At 42.0% G+C, this 15,352-nt stretch carries 13 protein-coding genes; 1 reads left to right on the top strand and 12 read right to left on the bottom strand.

The window, feature by feature from the left end; all coding sequences use genetic code 11:
* Window positions 1–27: 27 nt before the first annotated feature.
* From KO473_RS07495 to tsaD, 10 genes are all read right to left on the bottom strand, one after another.
* Complete coding sequence (locus KO473_RS07495) at window positions 28–1,023, bottom strand: MoxR family ATPase (protein ID WP_005777888.1); 996 nt, start codon at window positions 1,021–1,023, stop codon at window positions 28–30.
* A gap of 241 nt (window positions 1,024–1,264) precedes the next feature.
* Window positions 1,265–2,680, bottom strand: a complete 1,416-nt coding sequence (locus KO473_RS07490; protein WP_122130573.1) for an HU family DNA-binding protein — start codon at window positions 2,678–2,680, stop codon at window positions 1,265–1,267.
* Window positions 2,673–2,963 (bottom strand): HU family DNA-binding protein, encoded by a 291-nt coding sequence (locus KO473_RS07485; RefSeq protein ID WP_005777892.1) that lies wholly within the window; start codon window positions 2,961–2,963, stop codon window positions 2,673–2,675. Before KO473_RS07485 ends, KO473_RS07490 begins: the two co-directional genes overlap by 8 nt.
* 75 nt (window positions 2,964–3,038) lie before the next feature.
* Window positions 3,039–4,337 carry a 30S ribosomal protein S12 methylthiotransferase RimO gene (gene rimO, locus KO473_RS07480; protein WP_122130572.1) on the bottom strand — a complete coding sequence of 433 codons (1,299 nt, stop codon included), beginning with the start codon at window positions 4,335–4,337 and terminating at the stop codon, window positions 3,039–3,041.
* The gene (gene ftsY, locus KO473_RS07475) at window positions 4,334–5,293 is read right to left on the bottom strand and encodes a signal recognition particle-docking protein FtsY (protein WP_005806289.1); all 960 of its coding nucleotides are present in this window, start codon (window positions 5,291–5,293) and stop codon (window positions 4,334–4,336) included. The genes rimO and ftsY overlap by 4 nt, the downstream gene beginning before the upstream one ends.
* A 150-nt stretch (window positions 5,294–5,443) precedes the next feature.
* Window positions 5,444–5,602, bottom strand: a complete 159-nt coding sequence (locus KO473_RS07470) for a DUF4295 domain-containing protein (RefSeq protein WP_005777897.1) — start codon at window positions 5,600–5,602, stop codon at window positions 5,444–5,446.
* 19 nt (window positions 5,603–5,621) lie between these two features.
* Window positions 5,622–5,810: a 50S ribosomal protein L33 gene (rpmG, locus tag KO473_RS07465; protein WP_002560155.1), complete on the bottom strand. Its 189-nt coding sequence runs from the start codon at window positions 5,808–5,810 to the stop codon at window positions 5,622–5,624.
* Window positions 5,811–5,832: 22 nt separating this feature from the next.
* Window positions 5,833–6,093: a 50S ribosomal protein L28 gene (gene rpmB, locus KO473_RS07460; protein WP_002560154.1), complete on the bottom strand. Its 261-nt coding sequence runs from the start codon at window positions 6,091–6,093 to the stop codon at window positions 5,833–5,835.
* Window positions 6,094–6,214: 121 nt separating this feature from the next.
* A complete protein-coding gene (locus KO473_RS07455) occupies window positions 6,215–7,447 on the bottom strand; it encodes a CinA family nicotinamide mononucleotide deamidase-related protein (protein WP_216035097.1) in 1,233 nt (410 codons plus the stop codon).
* Between the two features lie 64 nt (window positions 7,448–7,511).
* Window positions 7,512–8,531 carry a tRNA (adenosine(37)-N6)-threonylcarbamoyltransferase complex transferase subunit TsaD gene (gene tsaD / locus KO473_RS07450; RefSeq protein WP_005806292.1) on the bottom strand — a complete coding sequence of 340 codons (1,020 nt, stop codon included), beginning with the start codon at window positions 8,529–8,531 and terminating at the stop codon, window positions 7,512–7,514.
* A 200-nt stretch (window positions 8,532–8,731) separates the two neighbouring features.
* Here tsaD and KO473_RS07445 point away from each other — a divergent pair, with 200 nt between their 5' ends.
* Window positions 8,732–13,168, top strand: coding sequence for a translocation/assembly module TamB domain-containing protein (locus KO473_RS07445; protein WP_122130571.1), 4,437 nt, complete (start codon window positions 8,732–8,734; stop codon window positions 13,166–13,168).
* 109 nt (window positions 13,169–13,277) lie between these two features.
* Here the strand turns inward: KO473_RS07445 and KO473_RS07440 are convergent, their stop codons facing one another.
* Together KO473_RS07440 and proS are read right to left on the bottom strand one after the other, a co-directional pair.
* Window positions 13,278–13,658: a YccF domain-containing protein gene (locus KO473_RS07440; RefSeq protein WP_005820355.1), complete on the bottom strand. Its 381-nt coding sequence runs from the start codon at window positions 13,656–13,658 to the stop codon at window positions 13,278–13,280.
* 88 nt (window positions 13,659–13,746) lie between these two features.
* Window positions 13,747–15,240: a proline--tRNA ligase gene (gene proS / locus KO473_RS07435; protein ID WP_005777918.1), complete on the bottom strand. Its 1,494-nt coding sequence runs from the start codon at window positions 15,238–15,240 to the stop codon at window positions 13,747–13,749.
* Window positions 15,241–15,352 lie beyond the last annotated feature (112 nt).

Below are 15,352 nucleotides of genomic sequence, written 5' to 3'. Positions count from 1 at the left end.
TTGAGGATTATTCATTCTCAATTAAAATTAAGGCACTTCTATCTTATTCAATATTTTACTTACAATTTCATCAGAAGTTACATTGCTGGCTTCCGCTTCATATGTCAATCCGATACGATGCCGGAGGACATCATGTGCAACAGCACGTACATCTTCCGGAATCACATAGCCACGACGTTTAATAAATGCATAAGTACGTGCAGCCAAAGCCAGATTAATGGAAGCACGAGGTGAACCACCGAATCCAATCATATCTTTCAGCTCTTTCAAATCATATTTTTCGGGATAACGTGTAGCAAATACGATGTCTACAATATAGCGTTCAATCTTTTCATCCAGATAAACCTGGCGTACTACTTTACGGGCTTCAATTATTTCTTCTGCCTTCAAAATAGGTTTCACATTGAATTTCTCTCCATTAATGTTTTGGCGAATAATTAATTTCTCCTCTTCCTGCTTCGGATAATCAATAATCACCTTAAGCATAAAACGGTCTACCTGAGCTTCCGGAAGCGGATATGTACCTTCCTGCTCAATCGGGTTCTGTGTAGCTAACACAAGGAATGGCTCAGGCAACAAGAATGTCTCTTTACCAATGGTCACCTGACGTTCCTGCATTGCTTCAAGCAGGGCACTCTGCACTTTGGCAGGCGCACGGTTTATTTCATCGGCCAATACAAAATTAGCAAAAATCGGACCTTTTTTCACTTGAAAGGTTTCATCTTTCTGACTGTAAACCATAGTACCTACAACATCGGCAGGCAACAAATCAGGCGTAAACTGTATGCGGCTGTATTTTGCATCGATCAACGAAGCCAATGTCTTGATTGCCAAAGTTTTTGCCAATCCTGGTACACCCTCAAGCAATACATGCCCGTCAGAAAGTAGCCCGATTAACAGTGACTCTACCAAATGTTTCTGACCCACAATGATCTGGTCCATGCCTGTTGTAAGATTGGTAACGAAAGCACTCTGTCTTTCAATCCGCTCGTTCAATTCGCGGATGTCAATTGATTCAGCCATAAATACTAATTATTTTATTGTTTAATTTCTTACTTATAATATAAATGAAACCTATGTTGTAAGGCTTTTTAATTTCGATTCCAAAAGTACACTATATCTTTAACCATTCCAACTAATTTTTATTAAAAAACAATGCGAAGTCTTTAGATTAAGGTACTTTCATACGCTTTTGTATTTGTATAACATAAACACGGCACCCGGATGTATACAAGTTTATACACCCGGGTGCCATACAAAGCCGTTACTTTTTAACAAGTTCCGGTATTTTAAGTACAGTACCATATGGCACACTATTCGGATTCTTAATCACTCCCTGATTATGCTTAACAATATAAGGCCACAAATCTTTTGTACCATAGAAGCGTAAAGAGACCTTGGTTAAAGTCTCCCCCCCTTTCATCGTATAGGTAGTCTTAGTACCGGTAATTATGTAATTTACAGAATCCGGCTTAACAGGTATTGACACCACCTTCTTAGTAACCTTTTCCTGAGAAACCAATTTACTCTCCGATACTTTATCCGTTTTCACCGACACAGGTTTAGGATTCACTACCTGTTGTTTATCCTGCATTTTTACCACCACTTCGGCTATAGTATCTGTTTTCATAACAGTATCTAACGGGACTTCCTTTATAGGCTCTTTTTTCTCCACCGCTTCAATTACGGTTGATTGCATTTCTTTTTTAGAAAACAAATCCGGATAATAAACAAAAACCAGAGCCGCACTACAAAGCAGCATAACAACCGCTATGATAGTTACCAAATAAGGGACAGGAGACTTCTCTTTTTTGAATTTAATTTCTTTTTGGGGGTGCCTCTCCTTTCTCGTAGGAACAATCGGAACTTCTGTTTTCTGAATCTCCCGAGCAATTATTTCTTCTGCAGTCAGTTTAGGAGCCTCGCCTTCTTCTATTTCTTTTTCCGCCTGCTCTTGTTCTTCCTCGAATCCTTCGTCAGTCTTATCTGGTTTAATGTCTTCCGATACTTCATCAACAGATAATCCTTCTATTTCTATAATAGTCTTTGTGCCCGTATCCTTGCAGGTTTCCTTTTCAACTTCTTCTGGCACATCAACCATTCGACCTCCAATTTCTATATTTTCCGTTTTTTTCGTATCCTCCTCAATATCCCCAGTAGTAGTCTCAGCATTCTCAGTGCTTTGCTCCGGCATACCCTCCGATTCTACTGTTTCTATCTGCTCTGCTGCCTCTATAGGCTCTGTTTCAATCTGCTCTTTCCCTGAGACATCCTCCATAAACTGTACCCCTTCTACTCCAGGCACATCCACCGGATCTCCCTCCAATTCCTCTATCGGCGTATCTTCCAATACAGTATTCTCATTCAGTACAACCGTCTCAAAATGAGAAAAAGGCCTATTAATAATATCCCGCAAAGAAGGATCAGGAGTAAAAGAAATCTTTGTATGTCCTTCTATCTTAATTCGTTCGCCTGTATTGATATTTACACTTTCACGGCTATTAACCCCTATCAGTTTAAATGTTCCCAGCCCCTTGATTTTCACGTACTGATCATTCTCCAGAGCCTGTTCTATCAACAGAAAAAACTCCCGAACAAAAACATCGGCATCTTTTTGAGGGACCCCATGCCTGCTAACCAGTAAATCAACAAGATTCTGTATAGTCAACCTTTCATTCATACGGAAATGCTTCTTTAAACTTATCCTTTAAGATTGGACTTGGCTTGAATGCCAACACCAGTTTGGGTGGAACCAACAAGCGTAGTCTGGTGACAGGATTGATGACAATACGCTCAGCCTTCTTTTTTACTTCAAAAGCACCAAATCCCTGTATTCCTATAGCATTACCTTCCTGCAGCTCCTGAATGATGTCAGACAGCAGAGTAGTTATCAAGTCAGAAGTATCTTTTGTATTATATCCTAACCTGCGCGAAAGTTCTGAAGTAAATTCTTTGTTATTCAAAATACTACAATTTTAAAAGTGTGTTGCTATATTAGTCAATCCGAATGAAAAAAACAAATTCTTAGGGAAATATCTTTAGATAACTTTCGCAAAAAGATCGAATTCATCGGAATCAATCACCTCTATTTGATAAAAGTTACCAACCCTCAGACTACCTCCCTCGCACTTTATTAATACCTCAGGATCTACTTCCGGAGAATCAAATTCAGTGCGCCCAACATAATAATCACCCTCTATACGATCAATGATAACTTTCATTTGCCACCCCACCTTAGATGCACTAAGTTCAGCAGAAATCCCCTGTTGAATATCCATCAGTTCATCCAAGCGGGCCTGTTTCACTTCTTGAGGAATAGAATCTTCATAATTAGCTGCCGCATACGTGCCCTCTTCCTCTGAATAAGCAAAAGCCCCCATTCTATCGAAACGGACTTTACGGACAAACTCTTTCAATTCCTCAAAATCCTCTTCTGTTTCACCCGGATGCCCCACCATCAACGTTGTACGTAAATGAATACCGGGAACTTCTTTACGAAACTGTTCAATTAACCGAAAGGTGTCTTCTTTGGTCACATGACGCCGCATACGTTGCAACATGTTATCACTAATATGTTGCAATGCTATATCCATGTATTTGCATACATTATCCCGTTCACGCATCACTCTAAACAAGTCTTCAGGAAAATGTGCCGGGTATGCATAGTGTAAACGTATCCATTCCACACCCGGAATCTCAGAAACACGCTCAATCAATTCCGGGAGCATTTGTTTCTTGTATAAATCGACTCCATAGTAAGTCAACTCCTGGGCAATCACCTGAAACTCTTTCACACCATTGGAAACCAAGTATCTCACTTCGTCCAAGATCTCTTCCATGGGACGAGACACATGACGTCCTGTTATGATTGGTATAGCGCAATAAGAACATTTACGGTCACACCCCTCTGATATTTTCAGATAAGCATAATGTTTAGGGGTAGTTAGCGTACGTTCAATATGAAGTTCGTCATGATAGGCTTTTCCCAAGTCCTGCAACAACTCTTTCCAGTTGAATTTACCATAAAACTTATCAACCTGAGGAATTTCAATCGCCAATTCTTTTAAATAGCGTTCCGAAAGACAGCCCATAACAAAAAGTTTTTCCAGACTTCCTTCTTCTTTTTCCTGGGCAAATTCCAGAATCATATTAATTGATTCTTCTTTCGCATCACCGATGAAACCGCAGGTATTAATAACTGCTATTTCTCCTGTCGGTTTTTCCGAATCATGGGTAACATCATATCCGGCTTCTTCCAACTGACGCATCAACTGCTCCGAATCCACCAAATTCTTAGAGCACCCTAATGTTATGATATCTATAGTTTTTCTTTTCATGCATTCTCTCCAAATAAGGAGTCTACAAATTCTTTCTTGCGGAAAACCTGCAGGTCTTCCATACCTTCACCCAATCCAATATATTTCACCGGAATCTTAAACTGATCTGAAATTCCGATAACAACGCCTCCCTTTGCCGTTCCGTCCAGTTTTGTTATAGCCATGGCAGTCACCTCTGTAGCCAACGTGAATTGTTTAGCCTGCTCAAAGGCATTCTGCCCGGTTGAACCATCAAGCACCAGCAACACCTCATTCGGAGCATCAGGTACCACCTTCTTCATTACATTCTTAATCTTCGTCAGTTCATTCATCAAACCGACCTTATTGTGTAGGCGTCCTGCTGTATCTATAATCACAACATCCGCATCATTAGCAACGGCCGAGCTTAATGTATCAAATGCAACCGAAGCGGGATCAGCACCCATTTTTTGTTTTACCACCGGTACACCTACTCTATCTCCCCAAATTACAAGCTGTTCTACAGCTGCTGCACGAAATGTATCGGCCGCACCCAAGTAAACAGATTTACCAGCTTTCTTGAATTGATAAGCAAGTTTACCAATGGTAGTTGTTTTACCAACTCCATTCACACCCACTACCATAATGACATAAGGCTTTTTCTCTACCGGAACATCGAAATCAGCAACATCATCCGAATTATTCTCAGTCAACAATGCTGCAATTTCTTCACGCAGAATTGAGTTTAGCTCTTGTGTATTTACATATTTATCTTCTGCCGCACGTTTTTCAATACGTTTAATGATATTAAGAGTAGTCTCTACTCCCACATCCGATGTGATAAGCACCTCTTCCAGATTATCCAGCACTTCATCATCCACCTTCGACTTGCCGGCTACCGCACGGGCAATCTTGCTGAATACACTTTCTTTGGTTTTAGATAATCCTTTATCTAAAGTTTCCTTCTTTTCCTTTGAGAAAAAACTAAAAAATCCCATGATTACAATTATTTGTATAATACATTATGCTACAAAGATATAATAAAACTGGCGTAAAGTAAAAATTGAAGCGAATAAAATTGGCAAAAAAAATCCCCTCAATGAATATCAGTGAGAGGATTTTTCAGGTTGCAATCTAATGCAACCGGCTTATTTCTTAAAAAAGTCTTGTACTTTTTCGTTAGGAACCATTTGTTCATCAAAAATGTAAGCTCCAGTCTTCGGAGATTTAACCATTTTGATAACCTTAGTATAAGCACGACCTTCTTTAGATCCTTCGTGCAAACTTGCTACTGTTTTCTTTGCCATGGGTTATACTCTTTCTTTTTTATTTAATTTCTTTGTGTACTGTTACTCTCTTCAGAATCGGGTTGTATTTTTTCAACTCAAGTCTTTCTGTAGTATTCTTTCTGTTCTTAGTTGTGATATAACGAGATGTTCCCGGCATACCGCTATCTTTGTGTTCTGTGCATTCCAGAATCACCTGAACTCTATTACCTTTTGCTTTCTTTGCCATAATCAGTTTCTCCTCTTACGTTTTAGCCAATAACTTTAATGGTTTTCCAATCACAATACCCTTTGGCAACTGCATCATTCAGAGCAGCGTCCAAACCTTTCTTATTAATAATACGCAAACCAGCAGCGCAGAGGCTCAGGCTGATCCAGCAGTCCTGTTCTACATAGTAGAACTTTTTGTTAAACAAGTTCAAATCAAAGGTTCTCTTAGTTCTTCTCTTTGAGTGTGAAACATTGTTGCCAATCATGGCTTTCTTTCCGGTAATTTGACAAATCTTCGACATTTCTATCTTATTTTTATAGTTTTAATCTATACTTCTTTCAAACAGAGCGCAAAGTAAGCACTTTTATAGATATAAAACAAGCATTTCTTAAATAAATTCATTACTCAGCAGTAATTTTTCTTCATTTCACCAATTTTCGAAGTAACAGAAGAGCATTATTACCTGCTCTCTCCACATTCATTTCTCTTCCGCGGTCAGTTTCCTGCTTCATAGTGCAAATTTCATTTTTATAGGCAGCAGCAATCCAGACTGTACCAACAGGCTTCTCCTTAGTACCTCCACCAGGACCTGCGATACCCGAAGTGGCGACTGCACAATCAGTTTTCAGCGCTTTCATCGCACCTTTTACCATCTCAATTACGGTTTCCTCGCTTACAGCACCTTTCTTTTCAAGCGTTTCCATCGACACACCCAGCAATTTCATCTTTACTTCATTAGAGTATGCCACTACACTTCCTTTAAAATATTCCGAACTTCCGGCAACCGAAGTAACACGGGCTGCAATACTTCCACCGGTGCAACTTTCTGCGGTGGAAAGGGTCAATTTCTTCTTTTTCAGAAGTTCCCCAATCAGAATCTCAATCGGTGTATCTTCTTCATCCAAAATATCTTCACCTAAAATGGCTTCCAATTTGGCGCTCTCAACATTTAAGTATGTCTCTACTTCCTGACGATCTTGTCCACGTCCTGTCAATCTCAAACGAATCAAACCGGGTTTAGGCAAGTAAGCAAGTTTAATACAAGACGGCAGCGCCACCTCCCAAGCCTCCAGTTTTTCAGCCAGCACTGATTCCGGATAGTTTTGCACAGTAAAAGTACGATGTACAATGGCATCTGTATGAAACTTTGCGCACAAACGAGGAATCACTTCTTCACTCATTACCGTAGTCATCTCCTGAGGAACACCGGGCATGGAAACAAGCACTTTACTATCCTTTTCAAACCAACTGACAGAGGCACTTCCCACCCGATTATTAATGACCGTACAATTCTCTGGCACCATCGCCTGACTCTTATTCAACGCATTCATCGGTATTTTTCCAGCTAATACCCGCTTCACATTTTCAAATACAGCCTCACTAAAAATCAGTTTGGTACCAAAATATTCACAAAGGGTTTGTTTGGTGATATCATCCTTAGTAGGACCCAAACCACCTGTCATCAATACAATATCCGCCCTTTTCATCGAGGCATCCACTGCTTCGGTTATCTCTTCTGCACGATCACGTACAGACACTACACGAATAACTTCGATACCGACTTTATTTAATTCGCGTCCCATCCATGCCGAATTAGTGTCAGTCACCTGACCTATCAGCAACTCATCACCGATGGTTATTATCTCTGCAAACATGATTTTTTTTATTTAACTTTCTCAATATTATAGATAGAAGAAGAAAGATCTACCCTCTTTTCTTTTATAAAGTCACACGTGAATAAGCCGGCAATTCCATAGGACAGAAGTCTTTATCCTGATATTTAAAATATCCCGTAATAGCGATCATTGCAGCATTGTCCGTGGTATAGCTAAACTTTGGAATAAAAATCTTCCAGCCATACTTCTCCGCATGCTCACGGAAAGCATTACGCAAACCGTTATTGGCGGACACACCACCTGCTACAGCTACCTCGTTAATTTTATACTGTTTGGCTGCTTTACGGAGTTTATCCATCAATATATCTACAACAGTCGCTTCAAGAGAAGCGGCTAAATCAGTCTTATGATGTTCGATGAAATCGGGATCTTCTTTCATCCAATCACGCAACGAGTAAAGAAACGATGTCTTCAATCCACTAAAACTATAGTCCAACCCCGGGATGTGGGGTTTGCTGAATGTATAAGCCTTCGGATTGCCCTGACGTGCCAAACGGTCAATAATAGGACCGCCCGGGTAACCAAGCCCCATCACTTTTGAACATTTGTCAATAGCTTCTCCGGCAGCATCATCAATTGTCTGTCCCAAAATCTCCATATCATTGTATGCCTTCACCAGTACGATTTGAGAATTACCTCCGGACACCAACAAGCAAAGGAATGGGAAAGTGGGTTGTTCATTCTCTTCACCCTCTTCTTTAATGAAATGTGCTAATACATGTCCTGTCAGATGATTAACATCAATCATGGGAATGTTTAATGAGCGGGCAAACCCTTTCGCAAAAGATACTCCCACCAGCAACGATCCCATCAGTCCGGGACCTCTCGTAAAAGCTACCGCACTCAATTCCTCTTTCGTCACCCCTGCACGTTTCAATGCTTCATGCACCACAGGTACTATATTTTGCTGATGCGCACGTGATGCTAATTCGGGTACTACACCACCGTAAGCTTCATGCACCGCCTGACTGGACACTACATTCGACAACAGAAAACCATCTTTTATTACCGCAGCCGACGTATCGTCACAGGAAGACTCAATTCCTAATATAATTGTACTCATACGCTTTTTGATATTTAAACGATGCAAAAGTAATGATAAAAGTAGGATTCATAACGAACTATTTTATATTTTTGTTCGCAAAATAAAAACAACCGCTTATCAGAACGCTGAAGAAGACTGTACGCTGGGTTATCGGTATTATATTAGGTGTATATATCGGAACTATCATTTTGCTGAATATTCCTTTTATTCAGCGAAATATGACCACGTTTGTCGCAAAAGAACTATCCCGGACATTAGGTACTGAACTGACTATCGGTAAGATAGATATCGGACTATTGAATCGTATCATCATAGACGATGTGCTGCTCGACGATCAATCGGGCAAAGAGATGCTTAAAATTACTCGTCTTTCCGCCAAGTTTGATATTATCCCCCTATTCAACGGAAAAATCGCAATCAGCAGTGTACAATTGTTCGGCTTTAACATCAACCTGAACAAACCTACTCCGAATACGGACCCTAATTTCAAATTTGTCCTTGACGCATTTGCCTCTAAAGACACAGTAAAAACAGACAAGAGCCTCGACTTGCGTATCAACTCTATATTGATACGCCGTGGTAAGTTGGCTTACGATGTACTGTCGGAAAAAGAAACTCCCGGAAAGTTCAACCCCAAGCATGTCAAATTGCATAATATCATTGCCAACATCTCTCTCAAAGCACTTCAAGGCGATTCGATCAATGCGGCCATCAAACGGCTAAGCGTGGATGAACAATCGGGCTTTGAGCTGAGAAAGTTGAGCCTGAAAGTCATAGCTAATGACAGAGGCATGAAAATAGAGAATTTTGCTATAGAAATGCCGGGTACCGAAATGAAAATGGATACCATTCAGATGGAATATGACAGTTTGGGAGCACTCAATCATTTTGCCGATGAAGTCCGCTTCTCTTTCCGTACTCTGCCATCCTACGTGACCCTGAATGATATTTCAGCTTTTGTTCCGGCACTATCCAACTTTAAAGAAAAGCTGGATCTGGGCATCGATGTAGAAGGTACACTCAACCAGTTGAACTGCAAAACGCTGGAAATTAATGCAGGCGATAAATTCCGACTGAAGGGAGATGTCTCTTTACAGGATCTATCACGCCCGCAAGATGCCTATGTATACGGGCATCTTGCCAATCTATCTGCTAATAACGATGGAATCGGATTCCTGGTACGCAACCTGAGTCCGCATTACAATGGGGTTCCTCCTATTCTGCAGCGTTTAGGAAATGCTTCCTTTCACGGTGAAATATCAGGGTATTTCACAGATTTGGTCATGTACGGTCTGTTTCGTACCAACATTGGTTCTGTCCAAACTGACTTAAAGCTCAGTTCCGATAAGGCCAAAGCCTTGTTTTCTTATTCGGGAGGTGTAAAGACCACCGACTTCGCACTGGGACAGTTGCTGGATAACAAGCAACTGGGCAAAATTACCTTTAATCTGAATGTTCAAGGCAGCCACTACCGTAACCAGTACCCCGCCATCACGCTAAAAGGCCTGATAGCTGCCCTCGAATACAGTAATTATAAATATGAGAATATCACACTCGACGGAGAGTTCGAACGTGGCGGCTTCGACGGAAAGGTGGCACTGGATGATGAAAACGGTTCGATACATTTAAATGGTAACATCAATGTAGTCGAGAAAATCCCGACTTTCAACTTCAATGCTGTAATAGATAAAGTACGCCCGCACGACTTGAACCTGACCAAGGATTATCCGGACGCAGAATTCTCTCTGAAGCTGAAAGCTAACTTCCGTGGCGGTTCCATCGATGAAATGATAGGTGAAATCAACATAGACAGTCTACAATTCACCGCACCCGAAAAGAATTACTTTCTGGATAATATCAACATCATAGCCACTCGACAAGACAAACAAAACCAACTGAAACTGACCTCCAGTTTCCTGAAAGCAAGTATTGAAGGCAATTATCTGTACCACACACTTCCGGCAAGCGTAATGAATATTATGCGGCGATACATTCCTTCATTGATCCAGCCGGATAAGAAGCCGATTGAAACGAATAACAACTTCAGTTTCGATGTCCACATATTCAATACAGAACTGCTGTCTACCGTATTCGACATCCCATTGAAGATATATACTCACTCGACTGTAAAAGGTTACTTCAATGACCAGGCACAGCGGCTGCGAGTAGAGGGCTATTTCCCCCGGCTACAATATCAAAACACGTTTATCGAGTCCGGACTGGTGCTCTGTGAAAATCCTACTGACCAGTTCAAGGCCAAGATACGGTTCAATAACCTGAAAAAAGAGAGTGCCGTAAGCATCTCACTGGATGCGCAAGCCCAAAATGATACCATAAGTGCCAACATCAATTGGGGCAATAATACCATCAATACTTATAGCGGACGATTATCCGCTGCTGCCAGCTTCTTCCGCAAGGCCGAAGAAAAGTCGGCACTGAAAACAGTCGTAGACATTAAGCAGACAGACATTATCCTGAACGACACTTTGTGGCAGATTCATCCGTCACAAGTAGTAGTAGACTCGGGCAAAGTAGATGTAAACGATTTCTATTTCTCGCATAAAGACCGTCACATCCGCATCGACGGACGCATCTCGGAACATGCCGAAGATACACTGAAGGTAGACCTGAAGGACATCAATGTGGGTTACGTATTCGATGTGGTAGATTTTGACGATGTGGACTTTAAAGGAGATGCCACCGGAACGGCATATGCCAGTGGCATTTTGAAGGAGCCGGTCATGAATACCCGCTTACATTTTAAAAACTTCACTTTCAATGATGCTTCTTTGGGAGCAATGGATATTTACGGAGCATGGGAGAACGACAAACGTGCCATCTTCCTTGATGCTCACATGGAAGAAGAAGGGCTATCGAAAACGCACGTCATCGGGCACGTCTATCCGTTAAAGCCGGAAAGTAAACTGGATTTGAATATAGAAACGGAGCATACAAACATTCAGTTCCTCCAATATTTCATGCGTTCCATTGTCGAAGACCTGCATGGACGTACCAGCGGCAAAGCTCATTTCTATGGAAAATTCAAGGAACTCAACATCGAAGGGGATCTGATGACAGATGCGTCGTTGAAGATAGGAATATTAAACACATCATTTGCCGTAAAAGACACTATCCGTCTGTCCACCACCGGTATCACTTTCGACAATATACATATCGCAGATATGGAAGGGCACCAGGGCACAATGAACGGCAAACTGAATTTCAGGCATTTCAGGGATTTGAGCTATCACTTCGAATTCAACGTGAACAACATGTTACTGATGGACACGAAAGAAAGCTCTGATATCAACTTCTACGGAAAAGTGTATGGAACCGGCAATGCGATGCTGGTTGGCAATCCGCAGGAACTGCAAGTCAATGCAGCCGTCACGACCAACCGCAATACCAATTTTGTCTACATAACCAATGCCACTGCTTCAGCAGCCAGCAACCAGTTCATTAAGTTTATCGACAAAACTCCGCGCAGATTCGTTCAAGATTCCATCAATGTAATATCAGAATATGAGCGGCTGCAGCAGGAGATGGAGGAGGAAGAGACAAAAACGGATATCCGCCTGAATCTGTTGATAGATGCTACTCCGGACGCTACTATGAAAATTATCATGGACCCCATTGCCGGAGACTACATCAGCGGTAAAGGCTCCGGCAACATACGGACAGAGTTCTTTAATAAAGGAGATGTGAAAATGTTCGGAAACTACCGCATCAGCCAGGGTATTTATAAGTTCAGCTTGCAGGAAGTCATCCGCAAAGACTTTATCATAAAAGACGGAAGCAGTATCACTTTCAACGGTCCCCCGTTGGATGCGACGCTCGATATACAAGCCAGTTATACGGTGAACTCTGCTTCGCTGAATGACCTGATCCCCGATGCCGCAGACCCGATCACCCAGCAACCCAATGTAAAGGTGAATTGCATCATGAACCTGACCGGAATTCTCTGGCGCCCCAATATTAAATTAGGTATCGAACTCCCCAACGAACGGGACGAGATACAGACGCTGGTACGCAATTACATCAGTACGGAAGAGCAGATGAACATACAGATACTCTATCTGCTGGGTATCGGCAAGTTCTATCCACAGGAGAGTACCGGAGGCACCCAAAACTCCAATATGACATCGTCAGCCCTATTCTCTACCCTGTCCGGACAGTTAAACAATCTGTTATCGCAGGTATTCGATAACAACAACTGGAACATCGGAACGAATCTCAGTACCGGTGACAAAGGCTGGACGGACATGGAAATAGAAGGTATCCTGTCCGGACAGTTATTGAACAACCGTCTGATTATTAATGGTAATTTCGGCTACCGGGATAATCCGTTAGCTAATACCAATTTCATCGGAGACTTTGAAGCGGAATGGCTGCTCAACCGCTCAGGAGACATACGTCTGAAGGCGTATAATGAAACGAACGACCGTTATTATACACGAACCAACCTGACTACCCAAGGAATCGGTATCATGTACAAAAAAGATTTTAATAAATGGAGTGAACTTCTCTTCTGGAATAAATGGAAGTTGAGAAACCTGAGAAAGAAACAGGCTGCCGCACGAGACAGCATCCCGAATGACACGGTAAAGGACATCACCAAAGCTAAATCGGAAATGAAAAGAGAGCATCCGATGTGACGCTCTCTTTTCTTCAGTCTTTATTTTCGTATGTCTCTCTTACAAAGAAAGAATACAAAAACGGAAAGTGTATGAATACCGATAAAGGGATGTGAAGAAGATAGAACGATTAAAAGCCCTTATCGACAATAACCTTTCCGAAGGGAGTCAGAGCCAGTCCGGCAAGTTTGAAGTGTTGTCTCCCGAATGGTATACCAATGATTGTGATACAAAGCAGAATTCCCCATCCCAGGTGAGAGAGGCTGATCCAAATTCCACCAAGAAACAGCCAGACTATATTCATTATGATACTGAGGCAACCTCCCGAATCGGGGGTGCTCCTCACCTCTTTGCCGAACGGCCATAAAGCAAGCCCGGCCAGTTTCAGAGTCTGAAAGCCAAATGGAATACCAATAATGGTAACCATCATCAAGAGACTTGCAATAAGATACTCTATCGCAGTAAAAATGCCGCCACACAGCAGCCAGATAAGATTCAAGAATGGATTCATAGGCTATTAGAATAACGGTAGTAAAGAAAAAGGTCGGAAGTTCATTTAGGTACCTCCAACCTTTTTTCCTTATACCTTATATTAATTATTAATAAGAACGAGCAAATATCACACGGCAAGCAGAAGGTTTGCCGGTTACCATACACTTACCGGGCTCTTTGTCACCTTCAACAAACGAATCGAACGGGATACAACGAATAGTAGCTTTTGTCTCTTCCTTGATCTTCTCTTCTGTTTCCGTAGTTCCGTCCCAATGAGCCAGAATGAAACCGCCCTCTTCGATTTTTTCCTTGAATTCATCGTAGCTGTCTACCTTAGTGATACGTGAATCGCGATAAGTACGCGCTTTCTTGTAGATGTTGGCCTGAATCTCTTCCAACAGATTTTGAACATATGTCTCGATACCATCGCAAGTAACGGTCTCTTTCTCCAATGTATCGCGACGCATCACCTCCATCGTATTGTTTTCCAGGTCGCGTCCGCCCATTACCAGACGAACCGGTACACCCTTCAGTTCATAATCGGCAAATTTGAAGCCCGGTCGTTTGTTATCGGCATTATCATATTTGACCGAAATGCCCAATGCCTTCAGCTTCGCTACAATACCTTCTACCTTGGCATCAATCTGTTTCAGCTGCTCGTCATTCTTATATATAGGAACGATCACTACCTGAATCGGAGCCAGATGCGGAGGTAATACCAGACCGTTGTCATCCGAGTGGGTCATGATCAATGCACCCATCAGACGGGTAGAAACACCCCATGAAGTAGCCCATACGTACTCAAGCTTATTTTCTTTATTAACAAACTGCACATCAAACGCTTTCGCGAAGTTCTGTCCCAGGAAGTGAGACGTACCACTCTGTAACGCCTTGCCGTCCTGCATCATCGCTTCAATGGTATAGGTGTCAAGCGCACCGGCAAAACGTTCATTGGCCGACTTCACCCCTTTCACCACCGGAACCGCCATGTATTTCTCTGCAAAGTCAGCATATACATTCAGCATGCGGATTGCTTCTTCTTCTGCCTCCTCACGTGTTGCATGTGCCGTATGGCCTTCCTGCCACAGGAATTCTGCTGTACGGAGAAACAGTCGTGTACGCATCTCCCAACGGAAAACGTTTGCCCACTGGTTGCATAAGATAGGCAGGTCACGATAAGACTGAATCCAGTTTTTATAAGTATTCCAGATGATTGTTTCGGAAGTCGGACGGATAATCAGTTCTTCTTCCAACTTTGCAGCAGGGTCAACCACCACACCCGAACCATCTTCGGCATTCTTCAGGCGGTAGTGAGTAACTACGGCACACTCTTTGGCAAAGCCTTCCACATGCTCAGCTTCACGACTCAAGAATGATTTTGGAATCAGCAACGGGAAATAAGCATTCACATGTCCGGTTTCCTTAAACATATCATCCAGCTGACGTTGCATTTTCTCCCAAATAGCGTATCCGTAAGGCTTAATCACCATACATCCGCGTACAGCCGATTGCTCTGCCAAATCGGCTTTCACTACCAAATCATTATACCACTGCGAATAGTTTTCGCTGCGTTTGGTCAGGTCTTTCAGTTCTTTTGCCATTATATTTTTCTTCTTTTAAAGTTTTCTATCTTCAAAACAGGATGCAAAAATACTAAAAATGGGTGAACTGTGATCATTCTTTATCTATAATTTTAAGAGGGAACCCGGCAGG

It is taken from the genome of Bacteroides sp. HF-4919, assembly GCF_018860125.1.
Note: the sequence above shows the minus strand (reverse complement) of the source record. Positions and strands in the feature narration are given on the sequence as shown.

Excerpts from the sequence above, each read along its gene's own strand:
- KO473_RS07440 (WP_005820355.1), bottom strand. The coding sequence starts at position 13,658 with ATGAATCCATTCTTGAATCTTATCTGGCTGCTGTGTGGCGGCATTTTT.
- KO473_RS07445 (WP_122130571.1), top strand. The coding sequence starts at position 8,732 with ATGACCACGTTTGTCGCAAAAGAACTATCCCGGACATTAGGTACTGAA.
- ftsY (WP_005806289.1), bottom strand. The coding sequence starts at position 5,293 with ATGGGATTTTTTAGTTTTTTCTCAAAGGAAAAGAAGGAAACTTTAGAT.
- rimO (WP_122130572.1), bottom strand. The coding sequence starts at position 4,337 with ATGAAAAGAAAAACTATAGATATCATAACATTAGGGTGCTCTAAGAAT.
- KO473_RS07495 (WP_005777888.1), bottom strand. The coding sequence starts at position 1,023 with ATGGCTGAATCAATTGACATCCGCGAATTGAACGAGCGGATTGAAAGA.
- KO473_RS07455 (WP_216035097.1), bottom strand. The coding sequence starts at position 7,447 with ATGTTTGCAGAGATAATAACCATCGGTGATGAGTTGCTGATAGGTCAG.
- proS (WP_005777918.1), bottom strand. The coding sequence starts at position 15,240 with ATGGCAAAAGAACTGAAAGACCTGACCAAACGCAGCGAAAACTATTCG.
- tsaD (WP_005806292.1), bottom strand. The coding sequence starts at position 8,531 with ATGAGTACAATTATATTAGGAATTGAGTCTTCCTGTGACGATACGTCG.
- KO473_RS07470 (WP_005777897.1), bottom strand. The coding sequence starts at position 5,602 with ATGGCAAAGAAAACAGTAGCAAGTTTGCACGAAGGATCTAAAGAAGGT.
- rpmB (WP_002560154.1), bottom strand. The coding sequence starts at position 6,093 with ATGTCGAAGATTTGTCAAATTACCGGAAAGAAAGCCATGATTGGCAAC.
- rpmG (WP_002560155.1), bottom strand. The coding sequence starts at position 5,810 with ATGGCAAAGAAAGCAAAAGGTAATAGAGTTCAGGTGATTCTGGAATGC.
- KO473_RS07490 (WP_122130573.1), bottom strand. The coding sequence starts at position 2,680 with ATGAATGAAAGGTTGACTATACAGAATCTTGTTGATTTACTGGTTAGC.